This is a genomic window from Novosphingobium lentum NBRC 107847 (genome assembly GCF_001590965.1).
Lineage (GTDB): Bacteria > Pseudomonadota > Alphaproteobacteria > Sphingomonadales > Sphingomonadaceae > Novosphingobium > Novosphingobium lentum.
The window spans coordinates 42,170-68,214 of record NZ_BCTW01000018.1 but is presented as its reverse complement, the minus strand read 5'-3'; the positions used below and the strand labels follow the sequence as shown (position 1 = coordinate 68,214).

General features: G+C 65.9%; 24 protein-coding genes. 15 read left to right on the top strand and 9 right to left on the bottom strand.

From position 1 onward, the window contains the following. Nucleotides 1-80: 80 nt before the first annotated feature. The 4 genes from NL2_RS15645 (at nucleotide 81) to NL2_RS15630 (ending at nucleotide 3,280) form a co-directional block, all read left to right on the top strand. A complete protein-coding gene (locus tag NL2_RS15645; RefSeq protein ID WP_068076632.1) occupies nucleotides 81-602 on the top strand; it encodes a cytochrome P450 family protein in 522 nt (173 codons plus the stop codon). A gap of 9 nt (nucleotides 603-611) precedes the next feature. Beyond that, nucleotides 612-1,322 carry a cytochrome P450 gene (locus tag NL2_RS15640; RefSeq protein WP_068076631.1) on the top strand — a complete coding sequence of 237 codons (711 nt, stop codon included), beginning with the start codon at nucleotides 612-614 and terminating at the stop codon, nucleotides 1,320-1,322. A gap of 66 nt (nucleotides 1,323-1,388) precedes the next feature. After that, nucleotides 1,389-2,486 carry an NAD(P)-dependent alcohol dehydrogenase gene (locus tag NL2_RS15635; RefSeq protein WP_068076630.1) on the top strand — a complete coding sequence of 366 codons (1,098 nt, stop codon included), beginning with the start codon at nucleotides 1,389-1,391 and terminating at the stop codon, nucleotides 2,484-2,486. Further along, entirely contained in the window at nucleotides 2,483-3,280 is a 798-nt protein-coding gene (locus tag NL2_RS15630; RefSeq protein ID WP_084356135.1) for an SDR family NAD(P)-dependent oxidoreductase, read from the top strand. Before NL2_RS15635 ends, NL2_RS15630 begins: the two co-directional genes overlap by 4 nt. 9 nt (nucleotides 3,281-3,289) lie before the next feature. Here the strand turns inward: NL2_RS15630 and NL2_RS15625 are convergent, their stop codons facing one another. The 4 genes from NL2_RS15625 to NL2_RS21250 form a co-directional block, all read right to left on the bottom strand. Beyond that, nucleotides 3,290-4,372: an NADH:flavin oxidoreductase gene (locus tag NL2_RS15625; protein ID WP_068076628.1), complete on the bottom strand. Its 1,083-nt coding sequence runs from the start codon at nucleotides 4,370-4,372 to the stop codon at nucleotides 3,290-3,292. Between the two features lie 80 nt (nucleotides 4,373-4,452). Then, complete coding sequence (locus NL2_RS15620; RefSeq protein ID WP_068076627.1) at nucleotides 4,453-5,232, bottom strand: enoyl-CoA hydratase-related protein; 780 nt, start codon at nucleotides 5,230-5,232, stop codon at nucleotides 4,453-4,455. A gap of 1,095 nt (nucleotides 5,233-6,327) precedes the next feature. Then, on the bottom strand, nucleotides 6,328-7,062 hold the full coding sequence (locus NL2_RS15610) for a glycosyltransferase family 2 protein (RefSeq protein ID WP_068076625.1): 735 nt from the start codon (nucleotides 7,060-7,062) through the stop codon (nucleotides 6,328-6,330). 217 nt (nucleotides 7,063-7,279) lie between these two features. Next, entirely contained in the window at nucleotides 7,280-7,690 is a 411-nt protein-coding gene (locus tag NL2_RS21250) for a hypothetical protein (RefSeq protein WP_157083207.1), read from the bottom strand. Between the two features lie 344 nt (nucleotides 7,691-8,034). Here NL2_RS21250 and NL2_RS15605 point away from each other — a divergent pair, with 344 nt between their 5' ends. The 5 genes from NL2_RS15605 to NL2_RS15585 all read left to right on the top strand — a co-directional run bounded on the left by NL2_RS15605 (nucleotide 8,035) and on the right by NL2_RS15585 (nucleotide 15,924). Beyond that, nucleotides 8,035-10,557, top strand: coding sequence for a TonB-dependent receptor (locus tag NL2_RS15605; RefSeq protein WP_068076624.1), 2,523 nt, complete (start codon nucleotides 8,035-8,037; stop codon nucleotides 10,555-10,557). 97 nt (nucleotides 10,558-10,654) lie between these two features. Beyond that, on the top strand, nucleotides 10,655-12,085 hold the full coding sequence (locus tag NL2_RS15600) for a phenylacetate--CoA ligase family protein (RefSeq protein WP_157083206.1): 1,431 nt from the start codon (nucleotides 10,655-10,657) through the stop codon (nucleotides 12,083-12,085). After that, nucleotides 12,082-13,551 (top strand): acyl-CoA reductase, encoded by a 1,470-nt coding sequence (locus NL2_RS15595; protein WP_068076622.1) that lies wholly within the window; start codon nucleotides 12,082-12,084, stop codon nucleotides 13,549-13,551. Before NL2_RS15600 ends, NL2_RS15595 begins: the two co-directional genes overlap by 4 nt. A 34-nt stretch (nucleotides 13,552-13,585) precedes the next feature. Then, nucleotides 13,586-14,644: an aldo/keto reductase gene (locus NL2_RS15590; RefSeq protein ID WP_068076621.1), complete on the top strand. Its 1,059-nt coding sequence runs from the start codon at nucleotides 13,586-13,588 to the stop codon at nucleotides 14,642-14,644. Between the two features lie 29 nt (nucleotides 14,645-14,673). Next, nucleotides 14,674-15,924, top strand: a complete 1,251-nt coding sequence (locus NL2_RS15585) for a spinster family MFS transporter (RefSeq protein WP_157083205.1) — start codon at nucleotides 14,674-14,676, stop codon at nucleotides 15,922-15,924. On the opposite strand, the gene NL2_RS15580 is transcribed toward NL2_RS15585, so the two are convergent. From NL2_RS15580 to NL2_RS15560, 5 genes are read right to left on the bottom strand one after another with little or no spacing between them, the layout of a single operon-like run. After that, nucleotides 15,911-16,681 (bottom strand): enoyl-CoA hydratase/isomerase family protein, encoded by a 771-nt coding sequence (locus NL2_RS15580; protein WP_068076619.1) that lies wholly within the window; start codon nucleotides 16,679-16,681, stop codon nucleotides 15,911-15,913. The two genes, NL2_RS15585 and NL2_RS15580, sit on opposite strands and share 14 nt — an antisense overlap. Before the next feature lie 31 nt (nucleotides 16,682-16,712). Further along, complete coding sequence (locus tag NL2_RS15575; RefSeq protein WP_068076618.1) at nucleotides 16,713-17,132, bottom strand: nuclear transport factor 2 family protein; 420 nt, start codon at nucleotides 17,130-17,132, stop codon at nucleotides 16,713-16,715. Further along, complete coding sequence (locus NL2_RS15570; RefSeq protein WP_068076617.1) at nucleotides 17,132-18,262, bottom strand: aromatic ring-hydroxylating oxygenase subunit alpha; 1,131 nt, start codon at nucleotides 18,260-18,262, stop codon at nucleotides 17,132-17,134. Before NL2_RS15570 ends, NL2_RS15575 begins: the two co-directional genes overlap by 1 nt. Continuing rightward, nucleotides 18,262-19,065: an enoyl-CoA hydratase/isomerase family protein gene (locus tag NL2_RS15565; RefSeq protein WP_068076616.1), complete on the bottom strand. Its 804-nt coding sequence runs from the start codon at nucleotides 19,063-19,065 to the stop codon at nucleotides 18,262-18,264. Before NL2_RS15565 ends, NL2_RS15570 begins: the two co-directional genes overlap by 1 nt. A gap of 23 nt (nucleotides 19,066-19,088) precedes the next feature. Then, nucleotides 19,089-20,213 carry an acyl-CoA dehydrogenase family protein gene (locus NL2_RS15560; protein ID WP_068076615.1) on the bottom strand — a complete coding sequence of 375 codons (1,125 nt, stop codon included), beginning with the start codon at nucleotides 20,211-20,213 and terminating at the stop codon, nucleotides 19,089-19,091. A gap of 110 nt (nucleotides 20,214-20,323) precedes the next feature. On the opposite strand from NL2_RS15560, the gene NL2_RS15555 reads away from it, so the two are divergent. From NL2_RS15555 to NL2_RS15530, 6 genes are read left to right on the top strand one after another with little or no spacing between them, the layout of a single operon-like run. After that, nucleotides 20,324-21,439 (top strand): CaiB/BaiF CoA transferase family protein, encoded by a 1,116-nt coding sequence (locus tag NL2_RS15555; protein ID WP_068076614.1) that lies wholly within the window; start codon nucleotides 20,324-20,326, stop codon nucleotides 21,437-21,439. After that, complete coding sequence (locus tag NL2_RS15550) at nucleotides 21,436-22,569, top strand: nitronate monooxygenase (protein WP_068076613.1); 1,134 nt, start codon at nucleotides 21,436-21,438, stop codon at nucleotides 22,567-22,569. The genes NL2_RS15555 and NL2_RS15550 overlap by 4 nt, the downstream gene beginning before the upstream one ends. Before the next feature lie 27 nt (nucleotides 22,570-22,596). After that, on the top strand, nucleotides 22,597-23,058 hold the full coding sequence (locus NL2_RS15545; RefSeq protein WP_068076612.1) for a YybH family protein: 462 nt from the start codon (nucleotides 22,597-22,599) through the stop codon (nucleotides 23,056-23,058). Then, nucleotides 23,055-23,900 carry an oxidoreductase gene (locus NL2_RS15540; RefSeq protein WP_068076611.1) on the top strand — a complete coding sequence of 282 codons (846 nt, stop codon included), beginning with the start codon at nucleotides 23,055-23,057 and terminating at the stop codon, nucleotides 23,898-23,900. The genes NL2_RS15545 and NL2_RS15540 overlap by 4 nt, the downstream gene beginning before the upstream one ends. 1 nt (nucleotide 23,901) lies before the next feature. Beyond that, a complete protein-coding gene (locus tag NL2_RS15535) occupies nucleotides 23,902-24,873 on the top strand; it encodes a DUF7064 domain-containing protein (protein WP_068076610.1) in 972 nt (323 codons plus the stop codon). After that, nucleotides 24,870-26,045, top strand: a complete 1,176-nt coding sequence (locus NL2_RS15530; RefSeq protein WP_068076609.1) for a phosphotransferase family protein — start codon at nucleotides 24,870-24,872, stop codon at nucleotides 26,043-26,045. The genes NL2_RS15535 and NL2_RS15530 overlap by 4 nt, the downstream gene beginning before the upstream one ends.

The window sequence follows — 26,045 nt, the reverse complement described above, 5'->3', positions numbered from 1 at the left end:
TTGTCAACCGTATAATAATACGCTGCATTATCATAATTCGACCTGTGGTATTAACATCACGGCAGCACGGGAGACGGCTGATGGCGGTGAGTGAAGCGCTAGATTTTGCGCTCGATATCAAAGGTTTGGGCAACCGGTTGGTCGATCGACTCGATTCGCTGCGCGATGCCAGCCCGATTTTCTGGAGCGACATCAACGCCGCCTGGCTGGTCACCGGGCACAAGGAAGTGCTCGACGGCTACTATGGCCGGCTACCGCTGTCGTCCGCGCGCCTGCCCCACCTGGCGGTCTCGCACCTCGATCCGGCGGACTGCGCAAAGTTCATTCCCAACGTCATGGCCGCGCCCAAAAGCTGGCTGCTCAACATGGACGGTCCCGAGCATCACCGCATCCGCCGGCTGATCCAGAAGGCGTTCAGCAAGCCGGTGGTCGAGACGATCCGGCCCGACATCCGGCGCTACGTCCAGGAGACGCTGGACCACGTCGCGACGATCGACGGCCCGGTCGATTTCGTCGAGCAAGTCGCGCGGACCATCCCGGCGCGGATGATCCTCAAGGTGTTCGGGTTCGACGATACGCTGATCACCAAGATGCAGCACTGATCGATCTGCATGAACACCACCGGCAACCTGAATGTGCCGCTGGCCGACCTGATCGAGGTGGACAAGGTCATCGTCGAACTGCGCGAGCTGTTCACGCCCGAGTTCGCCCGGCGCCGCGCGCACCCGACCGACGATTTCCTCTCGGCGCTGGTGACGGCGGTCGATGGCGGTGACACGCTGAGCGACGAGGAGATGTTCGGCGTCTGCACGATCACGCTGATCGCGGGGCACGACACCACGGTGAACACCATGGCGCTGGGCATGGCAGAGCTGGCGCGCGATCCCGCGGCGATCGCTGCGCTGCGCGCCGAACCCGCGATCACGGTCGACACGGTCATGGAAATTCAGCGCAAGGCGCAAATGTCCACATTCATGTCGCGGGTGGTTGCCGAAGACTTCGACTGGAACGGCCATGCGCTGAAGAAGGGCCAGTTCGTGCTGCTGTGTCAGGGCGCCGCCAACCGCGATCCGACGGTGTTCGCCGATCCGGACAAGTTCGACTTCGCGCGCAGCCAGCAGCCCAACATGACCTTCGCGCCTGGGCTGCACCACTGCATCGGCCACTTGCTCGCCAAAATGGTGCTGGGCGAATTCTTCCCTGCATTCATCGACCGGTTCGATTTCGCGCTGGTCGACGATACGCTCGATTTCTCGCCGACGATGGCATTTCGCGGTCTGGAATCGCTGCCGATGCGGCTGACCGAACGGCGGCGCGGCTAAGCAAGTCCGGCAAGGCCGCACCCCACGCAAACCTGCCAGAACTCAACAATCACAAAGGGACGATGCATGAAGATCAGAGCCGCCGTCGCGCGCGAAATCCACGGAACGTTCACGGTCGAGGATGTCGATCTGGTCGAGCCCAACGCCGACGAAATCCTCGTGCGGCTGGTCGCGACGGGCATCTGCCACACCGATCTGGCGATCATCGAACAGATCATGCCGATCCCCCTGCCCTATGTCCTCGGCCACGAAGGCGCCGGGATCGTCGAGCGCACCGGCAGCGATGTGACCGGCTTTGCGCCCGGCGACCGCGTGGTGCTGACGTTCAACACCTGCGGTGCCTGCGCGCCCTGCACCGACGATCACCCCGCCTATTGCCAGCAATACGGCCTGCTCAACTTCTACACCCGCCGCCCCGATGGCAGCGCCACGCTGCACGATGCGGCGGGCGAACCGCTGGGCAGCGCGTTCTTCGGCCAGTCTTCGTTCGCGACCTACGCGCTGTCGAGTCCGCGCAACACCATCAAGGTCCGCGCCGACGCACCGCTGGAATTGCTCGGGCCGCTGGGCTGTGGGCTGTCGACCGGCGCGGGGACGGTGATGAACGTGCTCAAGCCCACTGCCGAAACCAGCATTGCGGTGTTCGGCACGGGCGCGGTCGGCATGTCGGCGCTGATGGCGGCCAAGGCGTTGGGCGCAGGGCGCATCATCGCGGTCGATCGGGTGGAAAGCCGACTGGCGCTGGCCCGCGAACTGGGCGCGACCGACACGATCGACACCTCGAAGCAGGATTTGGCCGAAGCGCTTACGGAACTCGGCGGCGTGGATCAGGCGATCGACACCACCGGCGTTCCCGCGCTGATCGCGGCGGCTGTCGGCGCACTCAAGGAACGCGGCACCTGCGTGCTGCTGGGCGCGTCGAAGGACCAGCTGGTCACGCTCAACATCCTGCCGCTGATCAGCGGGCGGGTGATCCGCGGCGTGGTCAACGGCGATTGCGATCCCGCCGTGCTGATCCCGCAACTGGTCGACATGTACCTTGCCGGGCAGTTCCCTGTCGACAAGCTCTCGGCGTTCTACACCCTCGACCAGATCAACGAGGCGGTGGTCGATTCCAATTCGGGCAAGACGATCAAGCCGATCCTGCGGTTCGAGCCGGCATGATGGGCGACTTTGCCAACAAGCGCGCGCTGGTCACCGGCGCGGGTCGCGGCATTGGGCGAGCGATCGCGCTCGCGCTGGCCGAAGGCGGTGCCGACGTGATCCTGGCGGCCCGGTCGGTCGATGAACTCCAAAGCGTCGCCGCTGAAGTCACGGCGCTGGGTCGCACCGCTCACGTCGTGCCCACCGACCTCGGTGATCAGGCAGCTGTCGAAGCGCTGGCAGCCCAGGCGCTGGAACTGGGCGGGATCGACGTGCTGGTCAGCAACGCCGCGTTCTCGCCGCCACCGTCGAGCCTGCTCGATCTCGACATGGACACCTGGCGCCGCACGTTCGCGGTCAACACCGGCGCCGCGCTGATCCTGATCAAGGCGCTGGCAGGTGACATGACCAGGCGCCCCGGCGCCAACATCGTGATCGTCTCGTCGATCCGCGGGCTTGGCGGCACGCCGTGGGGCGGCGCCTATGGCTCGTCCAAGGCCGCGCTCAACCAGATGATCAGGACGCTGGCCTGCGAGCTGGGGCCGCAGGGCCTGCGCATCAACGGCGTGCTGCCCGGCCCGGTGCTGACCGCGATGACTACCGAATTCCTGCCTGATAACAAGGCGTTGTTCGACTATTACGGCGACATCGCCCCGATCAAGGGCTGGACCATGGCCGAGGACATGGTCGGCCCCGCGCTGTTCCTGGCCGGGCCCGGCGCGCGCAAGGTCCACGGGCATCTGCTGGTGGTCGATGGCGGGCTTTCCGCGATCAACCAGGATGCGTTCCCGCCGCCCGATGCGCTGCTGGGCTAGGCCGCGCGCTCAATCCGCCACGTAGTTCTTCCACCCCGTGGCGAGGTAGTTGACGAACGCCGCGCCGACGCCCTCGCTGGCGAGGTAGGCGCTCGTGACCGGGAACGTCGCCGAGACGAACGCGGGATCGGCCAGCGCCCGCCTGGGGAAATCGTGGTGCAGGATCGCGCCGCGACCGACGAACACGAAATCCGCGCCGCTGGACAGGCAGTCCACCGCCTCGGCGGTAGAGAAGATCTTGCCCGCCACGCCCAGCCGGGTTTCGCCGCGCGGCAACTGCCCGAACCAGTCGATCAGCCGCTTGCCGTGGAACGGTTCCTCGTCGGGTTCCTTGAAGCTGTCCCACAGCGACATGTCGAGATAGTCGAGCTTGCCCCCGCCCAGCAGTTCGCCGGCAAAGCGCAAGGCATCGCCGAAGCCATAGCCGTATTTCTCCGGCGAAACGCGCACGCCCAACTGGAATTGCGGGCCGGTCGCGGCGCGGATGCCGTCGATCACTTCATGATAGATGCGCGTGCGGTTCTCGTACGATCCGCCATAGCGATCGGTGCGCCGGTTGCGCTCCTCGTGCAGGAATTCGCACAGCATGTAGCCATGCGCGCCGTGCAGTTCGACGCCGTCGAAGCCCGCCGTTTCGCAGCGCACCGCCGCCGCGATGAAATCCGCCACCAGTTGCTCGACCTCGGCGGTGGTCAGCGCGCGCACGCCGCGATCGGGGCGATCGAACGGCGCGACGACATCCTCGCCGGTCAGCGCGGCACTGCTGCGCTCGCCCGAATGCTGCAGCTGGACCGACGAAACGCTGCCCCCCGCCCTGATCGCCGCCGCCAGACGGGTCAGCCCCGGCAGGTGATCGTCCGACCAAACACCCAGCTGCCCCGGAAAGCCCTGCCCGCCCTTCTGGACATGCGCTGCGCACGTCATCACCAGCCCGAAGCCACCGTCGGCGCGCTTGGCGAGGAACGTCAGCTCATCATCGCCCAGCGTGCCGTCGGCGTTGCTCTGGTGGTTGGTCAGCGGCGCGAGCGCGAACCGGTTGTGCCACTGCGGCCCGCGAGGAAAGGTGATCGGCTGGTCGAGAGTCGGGCGCACAAGGTTCTCCGGTCGGGTTGCGTGGCTTAGTAAGCTGGCGAACTAATGCGTGGCAAGCCCCTTTGCGGTCATCCCCGCGCCTACTGCCCGGTCCACACCGGGCTGCGCTTTTCGGCGAACGCGCGCGGACCCTCGATCGCATCGTCGCTGGCGCGCCAGGCGACGAATTCGGGATAGTCCTGCTGGTGGCGCATCGCGATTTCGACGCTGGGTTCTTCCAGCCCGCGCTGGACCACCGCCTTGGAGGTGCGCACCGCCATCGGCGATCCGCGCAGGATCTGATCGACCCAGCGCCGCGTGGCCGCCGCCAATCCGGCTGCGGGCACCACTTCGTTGACGAACCCCATCCGCAACCCCTCGTCGGCGGGAATGCGCCGCGCGGTGAGGATCGCACCCATCGCCTGTTTCAGCCCGACCTGCCGCGCCAGTCGGTGCAAGCCCCCGCCCAGTGCCACCGCGCCCACCAGCGGCTCGGGCAGGCCGAAGCTGGCCGTGTCGCTGGCGACGATGATGTCGCACGCCAGCGCCACCTCGAACCCGCCGCCCAGCGCCACGCCGTTGACCGCCGCGATGAAGGGCTTGGGGCAATCGAACCGCTCGATCAGCCCGGCGTAGCCGCTGCGCGGATATTCCGGCGGCAGCCCGGACACCGCCGCCGCCTTGAGATCGGACCCCGCACAGAACGCCCGCTCGCCCGCGCCGGTGACGACGCACACGAACTGGCTGTCATCGCCCGCAAACGCATCGAACGCGTCCTGCAGTTCGTGGTGCATGGCGATGTTGATCGCATTCATCACCTCGGGCCGGTTGAGCGTGATCGTGGTGACCGGACCGTCGCGGGTGGCGGTTATGAACTGCATGGCGTGTCCTGTTGCTGGGGGCTGGAAGGGCGGGATCGGGCTTCGCCAACTTCTCCATGTTTGCCCGAGTGGACTCCCAATGGTCTCGCGGGCGAGTCGGGTGAGCAGGCATATATATCGTTATGTTTCAGCATGTTGTTTCAAGGCCAGAGAACGTGGCGAACTTAACCGCGCGACCGGCGTGTAGGACAGCGCAAAAGTGGAGTGCAAGCCTGTCGCCGTTCATGCCTGGCGGAGAAGGCGGACCCGAAGGTCCGCTTTCGACTCGACACTGCGCATAGCGGAGGTTCGGTGGCCTGCTGAACCAACGGCAGCTTATGGCCATCGCAGGTCGGCAGCCCTATGACCGGAAATGGTGGAAAGCTGCCGTTAGCACCTGCCCGTTATGGCGGGTATATTGTGACAGGGCTGGGCGAAAACGATGTTCGGAAACACACTAATATGCGACGAGGAATTTACTGAACTCAACCACGTCACAAAGAACATAAGTGATTACTATTTTAAAAGCTGCACGTTCTCGGAAATGGATTTCGAGGGTGGCGATTTTGGAACGTTAATGATCTTTTGCAAATTGAACGCGTGTGATCTGTATTGGACGATCATGGCATCTGGCCTATTCGTATCAACCACATTTTTGGGGACTGCTTTCAGAGGGTTAAATTTCGCAGGAGCAAAGTTCATCGAATGCACATTTGTGGATTGCGACTTCGCAAAGGACAATCTCGGTAGCGATTGCGACTTTGCGGATGCCAAATTCGTCGATTGCAGGTTCGAAAATACCACTGGAGGTCCCACCATCAACTACGTCCGCTAGTGGGGGGCGCAAGCTGCCTTACAGGCAATGGTCTGCTTTATGGTCGCATCCCGACAGGCCGCTGCTGGCTCGGAAGTTCGGATGGCCGGACATTCGGCGGCTTGCTGAACCAACGGCAGTTTACGGGCATCGCAGGCCGGGAGACCGGTGACCGGAACATCGGGGGAGAGGCTCGTCGATGGAGGTGGATGACTGCGGACTAACGTCGAGTACCCGCAATGAGTTCGTGCGCGAAATGGCTCGCTCCGTCGCATTGGGGGGAAACAGGAAGTTCAATCGCCTCAAATCAAGTGGGCCGGCCTCCTGGCCTCGACGTGAAGTCGGCCCAGGCTTAGCATTTTGGCCGCGAGTTCAAGCCGCTGCTCACGGAAGCCCGCCTGCTTCCACTGGGCAATGCCTGGCTCATTTGCGGTGGGACATTGCTCAAGTGGACCAAGGTCGTGGATGCGAGGAGCAGCCTCTCCCGAGCAGCTTAACAGCAAATCGTCGCCAAACCGAACGTCAACCCAGCTCTCAAATCCCGCGAGGGAGGCGAGCACCATCGCTTCCTGCGCCTGCACCTTCGTGAACGCATAAACCTGGTTCAGAAAACTGACGTCTGCATTTCTCCGTATGATCCCATCCAACAGCTGGTATTTGCCTTCGGCGTCGGAAAAGACAACTTGCCCCCATACGCCATGCGCACGGCCCGGTTCCTTGCTTTGCATGAACATGAGCATTTTGATTTGCGCAGCGGTGAGGAACACGTCGTCGTCGATGCACAGATAATGATCGAACGGCAGAGCGGCGGCCAGCTCGATCCGGGCGCCCGGTCCTCCATTCGGTCGGGGCTGCCGCCAGATGAGATGCCAAGGAACATCATGGCGACCCTCCAGGCTATTCGGCGCTTCCGCCTGGTCCAGCACGAAAATGCGTGCCTCGGGCAGGGCATCTGCGGCGGCTCGCACGATGCGCCCAATGTTCTGAGGCCGTCGCCAGTTCAAAATGATTACGGCAACGGTGGGAGAAACGGGCATCAAACAGCTTTAGCAAGCCGATCAATGACCGCAATGGAGTCGTGTGCGGATAGGCTGCTTCCGATGCAGATGGGCGACCAGCGGCCCTTCATGACATTGCCCAATGGCGGCTTTCAGGATCGATCGGCAAGGGGCGCTACGGCAGAAAAGGCATGGATTGAGGACGGGGCAGATGTGCGCGGACGGCTGAGATTGGTGGGAAGCGGCCAGTCATTGTTTATCGACTGGTCGCCTCGCTGAAATTCTTATTCACGATCCGCCCATTTGCGTCGATCATGAACCTGCCTTCGCCATATCCAGTCGCGCCAGTTGTGGTACTGACCTCGTAGATTATTCCCGGCCGTAGCAGTTTCGCATCAATTGTCGGCCACTCCGGCTGAGGATGGCCCGTGAGCTTTGCACCGAAGGGGATTGGAAATTTGTTGGCACAGGCATCTTCGTAATCAACACTATCGCGCCAAACGCAGCTTCGCTCACCTTCTGCCGATACTTCGATGCGGCGTAGACATGAAGGAACGCTGGGTGATTTCGGATCAACGATAAAGACAATGTGCCCATCACGCATAAGCGCCAGCAGGTTGTATGCATATGAGCAGCCACCAAGGGCCATCGACAGTGCGACAAGCATTGCAATTCGCTCAAACATCCGTGCACTTTGCTCATTCCGTTGATGTCCGCAAGGGGGCGCAAGCTGCCTTGCGGGCAATGGTCTGCTTTGGCGTCGCATCCGGAAAGTCCGCTTTCGGCTAGGGACATACAGATAGCAGACATTCGCCGGCTTGCTGAACCAACGGCTGCTGATGGGCATCGCAGGCCAGCAGCCCCGCTGACCGGAAGGTCGAGGGCTCCCCAAAAACTGCCCCGCAAGAATTGTCAGCAAACCGGGTTGCACGGCTGATACGGTTATAGTACGCCTACTCATAGTAACGCAGCGGACTGTCGATCCGGCTGCGATGGGCGGAGGGGATCACCATGTCACGGACATCATACCTTTATCTGGCGTCGACGGCGGCGATGGCGCTGGCGCAGCCGGCACTCGTCGAATCGGCCATGGCGCAAGGCGCGCCGGCCGCAGCGGACGAAGCCGCCCCGCAGACCGGTCTGCAGGAAATCGTGGTGACGGCGCAGAAGCGCGGTGAAAACCTGCAGGACGTGCCGATCGCGGTGACGGCGGTCACTGCCGAGCTGGCGGAAAAGGCCGGGATCACCGGGCCCGAACAGCTGACCCAGCTGATGCCGGGGGTGACCTTCACCCGCCAGGCACAAGGCGGCGTGCCGTTCATCCGCGGCGTGGGCACGACATCGTCGTTCGTGGGGAACGAGCCGTCGGTCGCGCTGTTCGTCGATGACGTGTACCTCGTTTCGGGCAACGCGGCGGTGTTCGATTTCAACAACATCGCGGCGGTCGAAGTGCTGAAGGGCCCACAGGGCACGCTGTTCGGCCGCAACGCCACCGGCGGCGTGATCCACGTCAAGACCAAGGATCCGACGTTCGATCCGCATGCCGACATGACGCTGGGCTATTCCAATTACGACACCATCACCGGGCAGTTCTATGGTTCGACCGGGCTGACCAAGACGGTCGCGGTCAACTTTGCAGGTTTCTACAACAACCAGCAGGATGGCTGGGGCCACAACTTTGCGCCCACCCAGCAGACCTCGCTGACCTCGCAGCCCTATGCCGTCACGCCCGGCCAGGGCAAGGCCAACTACAGCTCGTCCTACGGCTTTCGCGGCAAGCTGCTGTGGGAACCGTCGGACGATACCCGCGTGCTGCTGTCGGGCATGTACGCTCACCGCCGGTCGGACCAGGGCTATGCCAACCGGGTGGTTCCGGGCACCAAGGGTCGCGGCGGCTATGACCCCGAAACCGGCGCGCCGGGCACCGGTCCGGGCTTCGGCGGCAACCCGATCGGGTTCTACGACAACGTCGACAGCATCGGCAACGGCTACGGCGTCGATTTCTCCAGCTTCAGCGGCAAGCTGACGCACGATTTCGGCGCGGTGAAGGTCACCAGCATCACCGCCTACAGCAAGCTGCGCGTCGATCCCGATCTGGCGCTCGACGCTTCGCCGCAGAACGCGCTCAATTCGTACAACCACTACGGCGCCAACACGTTCACGCAGGAACTGCAGGTCGCCTCGCCCGACGGCAACACGTTCAAGTGGATCCTCGGCGGGTTCTACATGCACGACCGCAGCTTTTTCCTCGGCAATTTCTCGGGCAACCTGATCAACCAGGCCTCGTTCGGCTATTCGGCGGCAGGCGTCGCGCTCGCTGGCCCCGGAACACCGCTGTTCCTCACGCCCAAGTACCAGACCAGCAACGCGCGGATGCTAACCAATTCGTACTCGGCGTTCGCGCAAGGCACCTACCCGGTGCTGCCCGATACCAACATCACGCTGGGCGTGCGCTACACCTCCGACCATCGCAAGGCGTATGGCGGCGAAGGCGGGTTCTACAACCCGGTCACCGGCGCGCTGTTGAACGCCACCGTTCCGGTGCTGGGCACGGTGCCCGCCTATGGCGGTCCGTTCTCCGATCAGGCGACGTTCAACGCGGTGACCGGCCGCGCCGCAATCGACCACCACTTCGGCAAGGACCTGATGATCTATGCCGCGTACAACCGCGGCTTCAAGAGCGGGGTGTACAACCTGGCCGGCTATGGCCCCAACACGCTGGCGTCGCTGCCGCCGGTGAAGCCTGAAAAGATCGACGCCTACACCGCCGGGTTCAAAAGCGAATTCTTCGACCACATGGTCCGCCTCAACGTCGAGGGCTATTACTACAAGTACAAGAACATCCAGGTGCAGAACAACCGGCCCGATGTGGGCGGCACGATCTTCGTCAACGGCGGCGCGGCGACGATCAAGGGCCTCGACGCCGAACTGACCGTGGCCCCCGCCGCCGGCCTGACGCTGACCGCTGCGGTCAACGTGCAGAAGGGCCGCTACGACGAGTTCAAGAACGGACCGACGTTCTTCCTCACCGGCCCCAACGCACCGCCGGCGGCGCAGCAGACCGTCCCGGCCAGCTGCAACTTCGCTGCTTATCCGGTGTCGGCCACCGGCTCGCCCGAGACGCAGATCCTCGCGCCGCTGGACAAGAACGGCAATCCGGTTGCGGGCGTGCGCCAGTGCGACCTCAGCGGCAACAAGACCGTGCTGACCCCGCCGTTCACGCTGTCGCTGACCGGCGACTATGCGATCCCGACTTCGGCGGGCGAGTTCGGTATCACCGCTTCGTGGCTGCACACCGGCAACTACTTCTTCGAGCCGGACAACCTCTACCTCACGCGCCAGCCGATCTACGACATCGTCAATGCCTCGGTCCGCTGGACCAGCGTGGGCAAGGGCGTGACCGCCAAGGTGTTCGTCGCCAACCTGCTGCAGAAGAAGTATTTTGCCTATATCGCCAACAGCACGACGTCGGGCACCAAGGGGGCACCCGCCGCGCCGCGCACGTATGGCGTGCAGGTGGGTTTCCACTTCTGATGATGTGATCGATCGCGGATTCCGGTGTGCATGGGGGCCACCGGGATCCATGATCAGCCGATGGGATCGTGGGGGGATTTTTGCGAAGGAGGCGGGCATGCCCGACGTTTCAGCCGATCACCCCGAAGACCTGATCGAACTTGCCCAGACCGATATCTATGCGATCCCGCTGGCCGATCAGCACGCGTTTCAGCTGGCCGCGCTGCGTCGCCGGTTTGACGACCTCGTCACCCGCATCCCGGTGCTGCGCCAGCTCGCGCAGGAACAGGGCATCACGCGGATCGACGCCATCGCCGATGTCGCACCGTTGCTGGTGCCGCATTCGGCACTCAAGTCCTATCCGATGTCGTTCCTCGAACGGTCGCGGTTCGACCGGCTGACGCAGTGGCTCGACGGGTTCACCACGTATGATCTGTCGGCGATCGACGCGCGCGGCTGCGACAGCATCGACGACTGGCTCGACCTGCTCGACGCGCAGACCCCGATCCGGGTGATGCATTCGACCGGCACCAGCGGCAAGCTGTCGTTCCTGCCGCGGGGCCTGCCCGAAATGCACAAGATGGTCACCGGCCAGCGCCGCCAGTTCGACCATTACCGTGACGAGCGCCCGCTGCTGGGCGTGCCGATGGAACAGGCGCCGGTGATCTACACGCAGTACCGCCACGGCGGCATGGCGCAGCACCGCCTGCTGCCGTTCCTGCGCGACGAGGTGTTCGGCGGCGACGAGGACATGATCCTGGCCACCAACCCCACCCGCTTTTCCGCCGACGTCGCCTCGATCAGCGGGCGCCTGCGCGTGGCCGAATCGCGCGGCGAGGCGGGCATGCTGAACATTGCGCCCAAGCTGATCGCGCGGCGCGCTGCGTTCCTGGCCGACCAGGCGCGCAGCGGCGAATATCTCGACGCGTTCTTCGATCGCATCACCAGCCGCTGGCAGGGCCGCACCGTTTCGGTGATGGGGCACGTCCCCTCGCTCTACACGCTCGCGGTCGAGGCCGAAAAGCGCGGCCTGTCCAACCTGTTCGCGCCCGACAGTTTCGTGGCCGCAGGGGGCGGGATGAAGGGCCACGACCTGCCCGATGACTGGCGCGCGAAAGTCGACCGCATGCTGGGCGGCGCGCCGCTGGTCGAAGGCTACGGCATGACCGAGATCGTCGCCGCGTCGCGCGAATGCGGCGGCGGGCATTATCATGTGCCGGCGTGGCATGTGCCGTTCCTGCTCGACCCCGCGACCGGCACGCCGCTGCCGCGCACCGGCACGGGCAAGGGCCGCTACGGCGCGATCGACCTCAACGCGCAGACGTATTGGGCGGCCTTCCTCACCGGCGACGAGGTCACGCTGCACTGGGGCGACACCGAAACGTGCCCGTGCGGGCGGATCGGGCCGTTCCTGGAAAAATCCATCCGCCGCTACACCGAGAAGGAAGGCGGCGACGACAAGATCACTTGCGCCGGCGCACCCGGCGCGCACGACCGCGCGCTCGATTTCATCACGCGGTCGGCCGGTGGCGAAGGAGTGACCGCATGACCGCGTTTCGCGTGCCGCTGGTGATCCGCGGCGAAGTGATCGAAGGCGACGAGGTCGAGTTCGGCGGCCGCGATCCGGCGACGCGCTTTCGCGGGCCCGATGTGGCGCGCCATCTCGATCGGCTGCCGCTGTCACCGCCGTCCGCCATCGCCGATCTTCACACGATCTCGTTCGACGAGATGCTCGACTACCTTGTCGAACTGGGCGAGCGGCTGAACTTCGCGTCCAACCGCCATTTGCAGGAAGCGCTCGAACTCACCAGCCGCACGTCGGGGCTCGGCCGCCCGATCCTCGAGGCGGTGTATGGCAACCTGGGCAAAGTGTTCAACCGCTCCGAAATGCGCGAAATGGCCGATGTGCTGATCGGCATTCCGTTCCTCGAAGGCTGGGTCTGCACCCGCTGCGAAGGGCCATCGTCGAGCCATGTCCGCGCGTTCGGCGCGCGCAGCCTGCACGTGATCGCGGGCAACGTGCCGACGATTTCGGCGATCACCGTGCTGCGCAACGCGATCACCCGCAGCGACATGATCGTGAAGACGCCGTCGAACGATCCGCTGACGATGATCGCCATCGCGCGCACGATGATCGACATGGCGCCCGACCATCCGCTCACCCGCCACGTCAGCGTCGGTTACTGGAAGGGCGGCGATGAACGGATCGAGCGCCGCCTGTACCAGCCCGCCAACGTCGAGAAGATCATCGCCTGGGGCGGGCTCGCCTCGGTCCAGCACATCTCCAAGTACCTCCAGCCGGGGATCGACCTGATCACGCTCGACCCCAAGCTGTCCGCCACGATCATCGGCGCCGAGGCATTTGCCGACGAGGCAGCGATGCGCGAATGCGCGCGCCGCGCCGCGCTCGACGTGGGCGTAAACAACCAGCAGGCGTGCCTCAACGCGCGCGTGATCCACGTCCACACCGGCACCGATGCGGCGGGGCTCGCCAAGGCCAACCGCTTTGGCGAGTTGCTGTTCGCGGCGATCCAGCAACTGCCCGCCACGCTGAGCAATGCCGTGCCCGCGCTCGATCCCGAACTGGCCGAGGAAGTGGAAGGTTTGCGTTATGCCGCAGGCCTTTACCGCACCTTCGGCGGCGACGGGCGAGGCGGCGTGGTGGTGTCGCAAGGCGACGAGCCGGTCGAATTCTCACCACTGCTGTCGGGGCGGGTCGCCAATGTCGTGCCGATCGACAGCCTCGACACCGCGATCGGCGCGGTCACGTCATGGACGCAGACCATCGGGCTGTATCCCGATCGCCTGATGCACGATTTGCGTGACCGGCTGGCGTTCCAGGGCGCGCAACGGCTGGTGACGCTGGGCTGCGCCACGCGGCGGACCATTGCCGGGCCGCAGGACGGGATCGAAGTGCTGCGCCGGATGTGCAAGTGGATCCTCAACGAAGTCCATGAAGACGATCCAACTGCGATCTGGCAGGATCGCGCCGAACTTGCCGCCACGGCGAGCTGAACCAAACGGGGCCGCTCTGGCCGGGGAGAATACCATGCCGCTCGATCACTACATCACGCTCGGCCGTTCGGGCCTGAAAGTCAGCCGTTTGTGCCTGGGTGCGATGACGTTCGGCACCGAATGGGGTTTCGGCGCAGATGCGGCGGATTCGACCGCAATCCTCGATGCCTATGCAGATCGCGGCGGCAATTTCGTCGATACCGCCAACCTCTACACCATGGGCACATCGGAAAAGATCCTGGGCGAATGGTTCGCGGCCGATACCGCGCGGCGTGACCGGATCGTGCTGGCCACCAAGTTCAGCTCCAACATGCTGCCGGGCAACCCCAACGGCGGCGGCGCGAGCCGGCGCGCGATCATCGCGGCGTGCGAGGCTTCGCTCAAGCGGCTCCAGACCGACTACATCGACCTCTACTGGCAGCACTGGTCCGACCCGTTCACCCCGATCGAGGAGACGATGGCCGCGCTCGACGATCTCGTGCGTTCGGGCAAAGTGCGCTACATCGGGTTTTCCGACACCCCGGCGTGGAAGGTGGCCGAAGCGCAGACCATCGCGCGGTTTCGCGGCTGGGCGCCGCTGATCGCGCTGCAGATCGAATATTCGCTGCTCGAACGCACAGTCGAGGGCGATCTCACCCCGATGGCGCTGGACATGGGCCTGGGCATCACCCCGTGGTCGCCGCTGCGCAGCGGGATGCTCAGCGGCAAGTACGATCGCAACCACCAGCAGCCGGCCTCGCTTGGCCGCGCCGAAGGACTGGCGCGCAACTTCACCGAACCCACGTTCCGGGTGATCGACGTGCTGCGCGATACCGCGACGCGGCTGGGCAGCACGCCCGCGCGCGTGGCGCTGGCCTGGGTGCTGGCCCAGCCGGGCGTCGCCTCGCCGATCATCGGAGCGCGCACGATGGCGCAACTGGACGACAATCTCGCCGCGCTCGACCTGACGCTCGATGCAGAAGCGCTGGCTGCACTCGATGCCGTGTCGAAGCCCACGCTCAACTTTCCGGCCGAGTTCCTGCCGAGGGCCGTGGCCAATACGTATGCCGGCATGACGATCAACGGACAGACTTTCGGCCCGTCGCCAAGGTGAGGGAAAGCGGCACCGCATCGCCGGTTGGCGTGCCCGCGCAAGCCGCGGCGACAATGCTGGTGCTGCTCGCGATTGCCTATGGCCTGGCCTATCTCGACCGGCTGATGATGGCCGTGGTCGCCGAACCGGTGCGGCATGAATTCGGGCTGTCGGACAAGCAGCTGTTCGCGCTGACCGGCGCGGCATTCGTGCTGATCTACGGTGCGTGCAGCATGATCGCGGGCTGGCTGCTCGATCGCGCCAGCCGCGCCCGGATCATCGGCATGGCGATGGGCGGGTGGAGCCTGGCGACGATGGCCTGCGGCTTTGCCACCGGCTTTCCCGGCCTCGCCGCCGCGCGCGCCGGGGTGGGCGTGGGCGAGGCGGCGATCGTGCCCGCCGCGATGGCGATGATCAGCGACGCCTATCCGCCACAAAAACGCCCGCTGGCGATGGGCGTGTTCTATGCCGGCGGGATGGTCGGCGTGTTCGTCGCGTGGGTCGCGGGCAGCTGGGTCGCGGCGCACTATGGCTGGCGCAGCGCGTTCTTCCTGGCCGGGCCGCCGGGCATCGTGCTGGCGCTGCTGGTGCTGTGGAAAGGGCGCGAACCGGAGCGCGAATTCCATCGCGGCGCGGTTCGCGGACGCGGCACCTTTGCCGACATCGCGCGCAACACGCCGCTGCTGTGGTTGCTGGGCGCGGGATCGGTGCTGACGTTCGTCAACATCGGGCTGATCAACCAGCTGGGCAGCTTCTTCATGCGCAGCCATGCCATGCCGATGCAGCAGGTCGGGCTGATCTTCGGCCCGGTGATGGCGGGTGGCACCGCCTGCGGGCTGATCGGCGGCGGCTGGATCGGCAACCGGCTGGCGGCGCGCGGGGTCGATGCGCTGCTCAGGTTCTCGACGATCAACGCTTTCGCGCTGTTCCCGATCTACATGCTGGTGTTCCTGGCGCCGTCGAAAGGGCTGGCGCTGGTCGCGCTGTTCCTCGGCACGATCGCCAGCGTGTTGTATTCACCGTGCTTTTCGGCGGCCTATCAGGCGGTCAGCGCGCCACACACGCGGGCGACCGCCGCCGGGATTTCGGGCTTTGCCAACGCGCTGATCGGCGGGGCGCTGACCACGTTCCTCGTCGGCGCGCTCAGCGATCACTGGAAACCGGCGTACGGGCCGGAAAGCCTGCGATATGCGATGATGGCGGGGCTGGTCAGCTGCCTGATCTCGGGCGCGATGTTCGTGAAGGCGCGACAGCTGGTGGCGCAGCAGGCGGCAAGCGCCGACGCGGCTACATTCCCTTGAAGTCTGGCTTGCGCTTTTCGCGGAAGGCGGCGACGCCCTCGGCGTGATCCTCGCTGCGGCTGGCGACGGGCTGCATCACGTGCTCGACCTCGAGGAACGGATCGAACGCCATGCTGGCGGCGAGGTCGAACTGGCGCTTGGTCAGGCCGATCGAGATGCCCGGTCCTGCGGCCAGTTCGGTCGCAAACGCCAGCGCGCGTTCCATCAACCCCTCGGGCGGCAGCACTTCCAGCACCAGCCCCAGGTCCAGCGCCTCCGCCGCGCGCACCACGCGCCCGGTGTAGCACAGCTCCTTGGCGCGCATCGGCCCGACCAGCCGGCTCAGCAGCCACACCGACCCCGCGTCCGGTGCCAGCGCGATGTTGCGGAACACCTGCACGAACTTCGCGCGATCATCGCACAGCACGAAATCGCACGACAGCGCGATGCCCCAGCCCATGCCCGCGCAGACGCCCGGCACCGCCGCGATCACCGGCTTCTTGAGGTGATAGATTGCGCGGTTGATCCGCCCCAGCTCGTGCATCCGCCCCAGCGATCCGGGCATCCCCCCGCCGCCGAAACCGGCGACGTCGGCGCCCGAGCAGAAATCGCCGTTCGCGCCGGTCAGCACCACGGCGCGCACTGCGGGATCGAGCGCGAAATCCTCGAACGCCGTGAACAGTTCGCGGCGCATCGCGTCGGTGACCGCGTTCTTGGTCTTGGCGGCGTCGAGCGTGACCACCGCCACCGCGCCGTGCTGTTCAACCGAAACCGTCATGCGCCCTGCCCCGTCCTTGCTGCCGTCACGTTCAATGATCGCCCAGCTGGGTCTTTACCGCGCCGCCGTCGTAATAGTCGACCACCGCGGCAATGCGGCCGTCGGGCGCCAGCTTCATCACCGCGACGCCTACCCCGCTGAAGGCGATCCCGGTGGGCGGCTTGCCATGATAGACCCCGGTCTGCACGCCGGAAAATGTCCATTCGAGGCAAGCATCCTCGCCCGACCGGAAGGCGCGCGGGAATGCCATGCGGATGTCCGAGATCGCCGCGACGAAATGCGCGTGGAACGCGCGCAGATCGTCGTGGCCCCGGCTGAACCGCTTCACCTGATCGTCGCGGTACGTCGCATCGGGGGTGAACAGCGCGACGAACGCCTCGGTATCCGAACTGGCCCAGGCATCGCCATATCGGCGGGCGAAGGCGGCCATATCATCCATCTCGTCAGGCATCAGCGGCGCTCCAGCATGGCATCGAGGCGGTCGTGGTAGCGCGCGATGGCGTGTTCATAGCGGCCGAACAGCGCGGGCTGATCGAACCCGCCCGCATAAGCGCGCTGGATCGATTCCCAGATGGCGAAGTCATCGATCTGCACCAGCTGGTTCATCTCCCAGCTCTTGCGCCAGTGATCGTCGGTTTCGGGGCCAGCGCCGGGCGGCTTGAGCAGGCTCATCACCATTTCGCTGCGCCCGACCGACAGCGGCCGGATCGTCTGGATCAGCACGTGATCGTGCGGCGTGGTAACGAACGTGGTCGGGAAGATGGCGAAGGTGATCATCACCTCGCGCCGCAGCAGCGCCGGGTCGACCGGCTCGAGCTTGGCCAGCGATCGCCGCGCGGTGATGAAGCGCGTGTGATCGCCGTAAAAGTCGAACAGCGAGGCATTGCCGGTAAACGTCCGCGCCGCTGCCGGGTGCAGGTAGTTGAGGTGGTAGGTTTCCAGCGACCCGTCGATCGCCAGCTTCCAGTTGTAGTCGTTGACCACCGCGCCGTCGCAAAAGAACTCATGGTCGGCCAGGCCGAAGCTGTCGAGCTGCTCGCCCATCGTGCCAAGGTCGATGTCGATCGGTCCCGGGGTCAGCCGCACGAACACCAGCCCGTGCTTTTCGATCACCGGCAGCGGCGACATCCGCGCATCGTCGAGCGTCGCGCCCGCGAACGACTCGCGGTCGGTAACATGCGTCAGCTTGCCCGCAAGGTCATACGCCCAGCCGTGGAACGGGCAGAGGAAATCGCCGCGCCGCCCGCACGGTTCGCGCACCACTTGCGCCCCGCGATGGACGCACGCGTTGACGAACGCGTTGAGGCTGCCGGCATCGTCGCGCGTGACCACGATCGGCGTGCCCGCAATCGTCGCGGTGACAAAACTGCCGGGCGCGCGCAGTTGAGAGACATGGCAGACGAACTGCGGCATCTCGCGAAACACCGTGGCGATCTCTGCAGCATAACGTGCCGGATCGGTGTAGCGATCGGGCGATCGGGCGGACACCGCATCGCCCATGTCGTGGCCGTGCCGGCGGAAATTGTCCGCCATGCGTTCCAGGATGTTCAGCGCTTCGCGTTCCATCGCCTGTCCTTCCATCAACCGTCGCCCTGACCGAACCGGGGTTTGCGCTTCTCCGCGAACGCCGCCACGCCCTCGCGAAAATCGGGGTGCTCTGCCGCCAGCCCCATCAGCCGGGCTTCCATCTGCAGGTGATCGGCAAAGCTGTGCTGCGGCGCGGCGTTGACCAGCGCCTTGATCCCGGCGAGCGCAATGCGCGGCATCGCGACCAGCCGCTCGGCGAGCAGCTGCGTGGCAGCCTCCAGTTCCGCATCGGGTACGACCTCGCGCACCAGGCCGATGCGCAAAGCCTCGGCGGCGTCGATCCGTTCGGGCAGCATCAGGATGTCCTTGGCCAGCTTCGGTCCCAGCAACCGCGTCAGATACCAGCTGATCCCGCCATCGGGGGTCAGCCCGGCGAGAATGTGCGCGGCGAGGAAAAACGCAGTGTCCGACGCAACGATGAAATCGGCGGCGCAGGCAAAGCCGAAGCCCCCGCCCGTCACCGCGCCGCGCACGCTGGCGATCACCGGCACCGGCAGGCGTTCGATCACCTGGCAGAATTCGTTGGCCATGCGCACGACGTTGGATTCGAACACCCCGCGCATATTTGTCGCAGGGTCGGCCAGCAGCGGCGCGAGCGAGGACAGGTCGCCGCCGGTGGAAAAATGCCGCCCCTGCCCCGCCAGGATCAGGCACCGCACGTGCGGCGATCGTTCGACCTCGCGCGCATGGTGCAGCATCAGTTCGCACGCCGCACTGTCGAGCGCGTTGCCGACTTCGGGACGGTTGAGCGTGAGCCGCGCAATCGGACCCGCCATGTCGAGTTCTATCGCTGCCATGCCGCTCTCCCCGCGCCCTTGCGTCACCCCATCAGGCCGCGCGCGATCGCGACCTTCTGCAGTTCGTCGGTGCCGGCATAAATGCGCTGGATGCGCGCGGCGGTCCACATCCGGCTGATCGGGTTTTCATCCATCAGCCCCGCCCCGCCCCACAGCTGGACGCATTTGTCGAGCACGCGGCCTTCCATCTGCGTCGACCACAGTTTCAGCACCGCGCCGTCCTCGAACGTGAACTGCCCGTCGCGCAGCTTCTGCAGGCTGGCGTCGACCATCGTTTCGCAGATCAGGATGTCGGCGCGGCATTCGGCCAGCGCGAACTGCGAGTTCTGGAAATCGATCACGCGCTGGCCCGAAACCTTGCGGCTGCGCACATAGTCGAGCGTCAGCGCCAGCGCGGTCGAGGCCGCGCCCAGGCAGCGCGCGGCGATCTGGATGCGGTCTTCCAGGAACGTGCTCATCAGGATTTTCATCGCGCCGCCTTCGGTGCCGACGAGGTTGGTCACCGGCACGCGCACATTCTCGAAATTGAGCGCCCCGGTATCGCCGCAACCCCAGCCCACGGTCTTGATCTTGTGGCGGGTGACGCCGGGCGTGCCCTCCTCGACGATGATCACGCTCATGCCCTTGCCGCGCGCGGCGGGGTCGGTCTTGGCCACGACATACAGCAGGTTCGCGCCGGTGCCGTTGGAGATGAAGTACTTCTCGCCGTTGATCACGTAATCGTCGCGGTCGCGCAGCGCGGTGGCGGTGATCGCGGTGGCGTCGGACCCGGCGTTGGGTTCGGTCAGCGGCATCGCCTGCGTCCATTCGCCGGTGAGAATGCCGGGGATGTACTTGTCCTTCTGCGCCTCGGTTCCGTGCCCGCTCAGGATATAGGTGGCGATGTCGGCCATCAGCGAACTGCCGGTGGTGGCGCTGCCCACGGTGCGGCCCAGTTCCTCGGCCATGATCGCGTTGAAGGTGAAATCGCCGCCGCCGGTCACCGCCAGGCCCAGGATGCCCGCTTCGCCCGCCTTGCGCCAGAAATCGCGGTCGGTGCCGCCTTGCGCCTCGTACCGCGCGAGCTGGGGCTCGTGTTCGCGATCGAGGAAGCTGCGCACGGTGTGCCGGAACGCCTGGTGTTCTTCGCTGTAGCCCAGTCGCGCCATGTGTTTTGGTCCTCGCCCTGCCGATCGTGCGGCAAAATGGTTATGAGGGTCATTGTAATCTTGCTATCTAATTTCTGTCGAGCCAAAAATGGCCTCAGGAGAGCGAATCGATGGGCGAGAGGCAGGGGCCGTTGCGCGGTCTCAGGATCGTGGAGTTTGCCGGGCTCGGTCCCGGGCCGTTCTGCGGCATGCTGCTCGCCGATCTGGGCGCGGAAGTCGTCCAGATCGACCGGCCCGGCGGCGCGACCGCATTGTACGGCATCGACCCGGCCAGCAACCTGCTCAATCGCGGCCGCCGCGCGGTGACGCTCGACCTCAAGCAACCCGCCGACCTCGAAACCGCGCTGCAACTGGTCGATCGCGCCGATGCGGTGATCGAACCCAACCGCCCCGGCGTGGCCGAAAAGCTGGGCTTCGGGCCGGACGTGTGCCTGTCGCGCAATCCCCGGGTGGTCTACGGGCGGATGACCGGGTGGGGCCAGACCGGCCCGCGCGCAGCCGCTGCCGGGCACGACATCAACTACATCGCGCTGTCGGGTGCGCTGCACACCATCGGCCCGGCGGAAGACGTGCCCGCGATCCCCAACAACTTCGTCGGCGATATGGGCGGCGGCGGGCTGTTCCTGGCGTTCGGCATCCTCGCGGCGGTGATCGAGACGCGCCAGTCGGGCATAGGCCAAGTGATCGACGCCGCGATGATCGAGGGCGCGGCGCTGCAGATGATGGGCTTCCTGACGATGAAGGCCAACGGCTTCTTCACCGATAATCGCGCCAGCCATTACTCGGACGGGGCATCGCATTTCTACCAGGTCTATCGCACCGCCGACGGCAAGCTGCTGTCGGTCGGCGCGATCGAGCCGCAGTTCTACGCCGCGTTCCGCGTCGGTGCGGGCTTTGCCGATGACCCCGAGTTCGACCGCCAGATGGACCCGGCGGCGTGGCCTTCGCTCAAGGCCAAAGTCGCCGCGCGCATTGCGACAAAGACCCGCGCCGAATGGGATGCGCTATTTTCGCCCGAAGCCTGCGTCGCGCCGGTGCTGGCATCGGGCGAGCTGGCCGACGATCCGCACCTTGCAGCGCGCGCCAGCTATTTCACCGCCGACGGCGTGCTGCAGGCCGCGCCCGGCCCGAAATTCAGCCGGACGCCCGGCGCGGTGGCCTGTCCGCCGCCGCAGCCCGGCGCCGATACCGAAGCCGTCCTGAAGGATTGGGGAGTCACGCGATGAACAACAAGCTTTGCGCCATGCTGGGGATCGACTTCCCGCTGTTCGCCTTCAGCCATTGCCGCGACGTGGTCGTGGCGGTGAGCAAGGCGGGCGGCTTCGGCGTGTTCGGTGCCGCCGCGATGGACACCGCGCAGATGAAGGTCGAACTCGACTGGATCGACGCGCATATCGACGGCAAGCCGTATGGCCTCGACCTGGCGATCCCCGAAAACATGGGCAACCGCGACGACACGCACCAGACCCTGCACACGCTGCTCGCGCAGATCCCCGATACGCACAAGCAGTTCATGGACGAGGTGCTGACCAGCCACGGCGTCAACACCGCAACCCCCGTGCGCGCGGACGAGGATCGCGGCATCAGCCATTTCCTCGACACCGCGATGGAGCAAGTCGAGGAAGGCCTGCGCCACCCGATCCGGCTGTTCGTCAATGCTCTGGGCCTGCCGCCGAAATTCTTCATCGAGAAGTCCAAGGCGGCGGGCGTACCCACCGGCGCGCTGGTAGGCTCTCGCGAACACGCGCTGCGCCAGATCGAGGCGGGGATCGACGTGATCGTGGCGCAAGGCAACGAGGCGGGCGCGCATTGCGGCGAAGTGTCGACCATGGTGCTGCTGCCCGAAGTGGTGCGCACCTTGCGCGCATCGGGCAGCGACGCCCCCGTGCTGGCGGCAGGCGGCATCGCCACCGGGCAGCAGATGGCCGCCGCGATGCTGATGGGCGCAGACGGCGCATGGACCGGCTCCGCGTGGTTGCCCAGCACCGAATCCAGCGTCCACCCGGCGGTCAAGCAGCGCCTGATCGCCGCCAGATCGCGCGACACGATCCGCAGCCGCGCGATGACCGGCAAGACCGCCCGCCAGCTGAAATCGGACTGGAACGCGGCGTGGGAAGGCAAGGACAGCCCCGGCTTCCTGCCCATGCCGTACCAGCACATCCTCACCGATCGCGCGTTGCAACTGGCCGAGAAATCGGTCGACGGCGGCAACGAGCAGGCGCGTGCACTGCTGACCGAAGGCGTGGGCCAGGGCATCGGCCTGATCAACGAGGAAACCTCGTGCCGCGCCATCGTCCAGCGTTACCGCGAGGAATTTGCCGACGCGATGGAGCGATTTGCCGAAATCGCCGGCTGACCATTTCCCTTTCGGACGAGGACCACGATGCCCGCCAACGACCCCAACGATCCCGAGATCGCCGTGCTGCGCGGCCTGCTGGAAGACTATCGCCGCCAGTACGACATCGGCGGCGGCGCGCTCGACCGCTCGACGGTGGAGCATCTCTACAAGATGGATGACGATTTCACGGCTTACGACATCGCGCCGCCGCTCGAAGGCTATATCGGCTGGGATGCTTATGCGGTCGGCTGGTACAAAGTGCTCGAGAAATACAGCGAGATCCGCTTCACCTTCCGCGAGGAGCCGCGCATTTTCCGCAAGGGCGGCGTGGCGTGGATGTCGGTCAGCGCCGACTGGTACGGCAAGTCGAAAGGCGGCGATGATTTCGCCAAGCAGTTCCGCACCACGCTGGTCTGGGTGCGCGGCCCCGACGGCCATTGGCGCATCACGCACGAACACGGATCGAGCCCGCGCACGTTCGCGCTGGCGGGCGGCGAAGTGGTATGAGCCTGTCCGGCAAGACCTGGCTCATCACCGGCGCCTCGGCCGGGTTCGGCAAGGCGCTGGTGCGCGAAATCGTGGCGCGCGGCGGCAATGCGGTGGCGGCAGCGCGCAACCTTGACGACGTGGCCGATCTGGTGGCGCTGGCGCCCGAGCGCGTGCTGGCACAGCGCCTTGACGTCACCCGCCCCGGCGATGCGGAAAGCGCGGTGGCAGCGGCGCTCGACCGGTTCGGCGCGATCGACGTGCTGGCCAACAATGCCGGCTACGGCTTCCTCTCGACCATCGAGGAAGCGGACGACGCGGCGGTGCGCCGCCAGTTCGAAACCAACGTGTTCGGCCCCGCCGCCCTGATGCGCGCGGCGCTGCCCGGGATGCGCGCGCGGCGATCGGGCTTCATCGTCAACGTCTCATCCACCGCCGGATCGCGCGGGTTTGCCGGATCGGGCTATTACTCCGCGAGCAAAGCCGCGCTGGAGGCGATGACCGAGGCGCTGGCCGGGGAAGCGCGCGAGCTTGGCATTCGCGCGATGATCGTCAGCCCCGGCCCGTTCCGCACCGATTTCTTCGGCCGATCGATCGCGCTGCCAGACAGCGAGATCGCCGATTACAGCGCGGTCATCGCACAGCGCCGGTCCTATGCCGCGAGCGACGGGCTGCAGCAGGGCGATCCCGTGCGTGGCGCGGCGATCATCATCGATACCGTGACGGGCGACGATCCCCCGCTGCGGCTGGTGCTGGGGGGCAAGGCGCTGCCGACCATCACCGGCGCGTACCACGCCAAGCTGGCCGACCTTGCGCGCAGCGAACCGATCGCGCCGCTGGCCGACTTTCCCGAAGGCGAATGACATGACCAGCATCCACGACGACCTGCCGCATCCGGTCCCGGCGTTTGCGCAGCTGCGCTACAAGGAAAACTACTTCTTCATCCTGCTGGCGCCCGAAAGCCGCGCGTTCGGGGTGATCCATCTCAACCACGAACCGGGCCACGATCGCGCGCGCTATACCGCCAACCTCGAGATCGCCGGGCGATCGGTGCGCTATGCCAACACCACGCCGTTTCCCGCCGACTACGAATACGCGCGCACCATCGGCGACGGCGCGCTCACACTGCACTTCGCCGCGCCGCATGCCCGGTTCGAACTGGCGCTCAAGACCGCCGAAATCGAGCTGGAACTGGCGTTTACCGCGCGGCTTCCGACGTTCGATTATGCCGCGTGCAAGACCGCCGGCAACCCATCCGCGTCGTTTCAGGAAGTGATGACGCTGGGGCTGAACCTGCCGTACAATCACCAGCAGCAGGCGCTCGACGCCAGCGGCACCGCGCGGTTTGCCGATGGCGGCAGCGTGGCGATTGCCGGGACCGGCTACCGCGACCACAGCTGGGTGATGCGCGCCGATGCGGGTAGCCTGTCGCACACCTGGTGCGCGCTCAATTTCCCCGGCCGCAGCTTCGGGATCAAGACCATCGCCACCACGTGGCGGCCCGGTCTGGTGGCGCGCGAAGGCTATGTCGTCGATGCCGAGGGCCCGCGCGCGCTGCGCCATATCGAGGTGCGCAGCGAAGGCGCACAAGCCGACGGGCTGTGCGAACGGCTGGTACACGAGGTGACCGACGTGTTCGGCAACCGCTACACCATCACCGCCGACGTCGCCGCGCGGTTCGCGCACGTGCCGCTCGCGTCCGAGGCACCGGCGGGCAAAGTCGCGTTCCACATCGTCGAGAACTTCTGCCCGCTGACGCTGGCCGAAACCGGCGAGCACGGCGTCGGGCTGGTGGAGATCGGCCGCAGCTCGACCATCGGCGGACCGTACGCATGAGCGACGCCGTGGCCAACCAACTCAGGCTCGTGCGCGATGCGGTGGCGCGGCTCGATCCGGCCGATGCCGCCGGTCGCACCGCGATCCAGATCCTGCTGGGCGAACTGATCGGCGAGGCCGCGCTGCCCGCACCGCCCGGCGACGTCGCGGCCGAGACCGCGCATTGCCGCACGCTGGAAACGCTGGCGCTGACCGAACGCAGCGCGCCGGTGCTGGCGCCGGTGGCGGACCGGCTCGACACCGCCGCGCTGGCCCGGTTCCTGGGCGAAGGCGTGCAGGTTCTGTCCGCCGCGACCGTCTCGCGCGGGATGTCTAAAAAGACGGTGCTGGTCACGATCGCGGGCAGCACCACCCTGCCGCGCAACCTGGCGCTGCGCGTCGATCGCAGCGCCAACAACTACCTCGGCACCACGGTGATCGACGAATGGGGGCCGCTGCAACTGCTGTGGCAGCATGGCGCGCGCATCCCGCAGCCGTTCGCGCTGGAGCCGACGGGAACGGTGATCGGCGATCCGTTCATCGTGTTCGCGGCGGTGTCGGGCGCGCCGGCGGGCAGCATCTACGCCCCGCCCGGCCCCGCCCCGGCGCTGGTCGCAGACGTGGCGGGGTGCATGGCCAAGGTCCATGCGATCCCGGTCGACGCGTGGCCCAACGCTGGCCAGCCGCAGGGCGATGCCTTCTTCGACGCGCAGTTCGCCGAACATCAGGCAGACTGGCAGGCGTTGGGCGAGCGCAGCGCGATCATGGACGCCTGCTTCGACTGGATCGAACGCCATCGCAGCGATGCCTACGGCCCGCCCGCGCTGACGCACGACGACTTCAATTTCAACAACATGCTGGTCGAAGGCGATCGCGTTTCCGCAGTGCTGGACTGGGAGTTCGCGCATGTCGGAACGCCCGCCGCCGATCTTGCGTATTTCTGGTACGCGGCGCAAAGCGCCTCGACGTTCGCGGATTTCCTGACCGCCTATGAAGCGGCGGGAGGGCGTCGCCCACCCGCCGCGCAGCTCGATTTCTACCGGATGTGGGGCCAGTTGCGGCTGGGCGTGATGGGCTTCAAGGCGGTGCGCAACCTTGAGCAGGGCCACTTCGACGACGTGCGCTACGGCATGTCGCGCTGGCACCGGCGGCAGGCGCTGCTGCGGCTGAGCGCGTTGCTCGGCACCGCCTGA

What these genes read in the sequence shown, in the direction of transcription:
- NL2_RS15635 (WP_068076630.1), top strand. Translation starts at nt 1,389, where the DNA reads ATGAAGATCAGAGCCGCCGTCGCGCGCGAAATCCACGGAACGTTCACG.
- NL2_RS15595 (WP_068076622.1), top strand. Translation starts at nt 12,082, where the DNA reads ATGACCGCGTTTCGCGTGCCGCTGGTGATCCGCGGCGAAGTGATCGAA.
- NL2_RS15555 (WP_068076614.1), top strand. Translation starts at nt 20,324, where the DNA reads ATGGGCGAGAGGCAGGGGCCGTTGCGCGGTCTCAGGATCGTGGAGTTT.
- NL2_RS15565 (WP_068076616.1), bottom strand. Translation starts at nt 19,065, where the DNA reads ATGGCAGCGATAGAACTCGACATGGCGGGTCCGATTGCGCGGCTCACG.
- NL2_RS15610 (WP_068076625.1), bottom strand. Translation starts at nt 7,062, where the DNA reads ATGCCCGTTTCTCCCACCGTTGCCGTAATCATTTTGAACTGGCGACGG.
- NL2_RS15630 (WP_084356135.1), top strand. Translation starts at nt 2,483, where the DNA reads ATGATGGGCGACTTTGCCAACAAGCGCGCGCTGGTCACCGGCGCGGGT.
- NL2_RS21250 (WP_157083207.1), bottom strand. Translation starts at nt 7,690, where the DNA reads ATGCTTGTCGCACTGTCGATGGCCCTTGGTGGCTGCTCATATGCATAC.
- NL2_RS15575 (WP_068076618.1), bottom strand. Translation starts at nt 17,132, where the DNA reads ATGCCTGACGAGATGGATGATATGGCCGCCTTCGCCCGCCGATATGGC.
- NL2_RS15540 (WP_068076611.1), top strand. Translation starts at nt 23,055, where the DNA reads ATGAGCCTGTCCGGCAAGACCTGGCTCATCACCGGCGCCTCGGCCGGG.
- NL2_RS15560 (WP_068076615.1), bottom strand. Translation starts at nt 20,213, where the DNA reads ATGGCGCGACTGGGCTACAGCGAAGAACACCAGGCGTTCCGGCACACC.
- NL2_RS15645 (WP_068076632.1), top strand. Translation starts at nt 81, where the DNA reads ATGGCGGTGAGTGAAGCGCTAGATTTTGCGCTCGATATCAAAGGTTTG.
- NL2_RS15620 (WP_068076627.1), bottom strand. Translation starts at nt 5,232, where the DNA reads ATGCAGTTCATAACCGCCACCCGCGACGGTCCGGTCACCACGATCACG.
- NL2_RS15545 (WP_068076612.1), top strand. Translation starts at nt 22,597, where the DNA reads ATGCCCGCCAACGACCCCAACGATCCCGAGATCGCCGTGCTGCGCGGC.
- NL2_RS15590 (WP_068076621.1), top strand. Translation starts at nt 13,586, where the DNA reads ATGCCGCTCGATCACTACATCACGCTCGGCCGTTCGGGCCTGAAAGTC.
- NL2_RS15535 (WP_068076610.1), top strand. Translation starts at nt 23,902, where the DNA reads ATGACCAGCATCCACGACGACCTGCCGCATCCGGTCCCGGCGTTTGCG.
- NL2_RS15605 (WP_068076624.1), top strand. Translation starts at nt 8,035, where the DNA reads ATGTCACGGACATCATACCTTTATCTGGCGTCGACGGCGGCGATGGCG.
- NL2_RS15580 (WP_068076619.1), bottom strand. Translation starts at nt 16,681, where the DNA reads ATGACGGTTTCGGTTGAACAGCACGGCGCGGTGGCGGTGGTCACGCTC.
- NL2_RS15550 (WP_068076613.1), top strand. Translation starts at nt 21,436, where the DNA reads ATGAACAACAAGCTTTGCGCCATGCTGGGGATCGACTTCCCGCTGTTC.
- NL2_RS15570 (WP_068076617.1), bottom strand. Translation starts at nt 18,262, where the DNA reads ATGGAAGGACAGGCGATGGAACGCGAAGCGCTGAACATCCTGGAACGC.
- NL2_RS15640 (WP_068076631.1), top strand. Translation starts at nt 612, where the DNA reads ATGAACACCACCGGCAACCTGAATGTGCCGCTGGCCGACCTGATCGAG.
- NL2_RS15600 (WP_157083206.1), top strand. Translation starts at nt 10,655, where the DNA reads ATGCCCGACGTTTCAGCCGATCACCCCGAAGACCTGATCGAACTTGCC.
- NL2_RS15530 (WP_068076609.1), top strand. Translation starts at nt 24,870, where the DNA reads ATGAGCGACGCCGTGGCCAACCAACTCAGGCTCGTGCGCGATGCGGTG.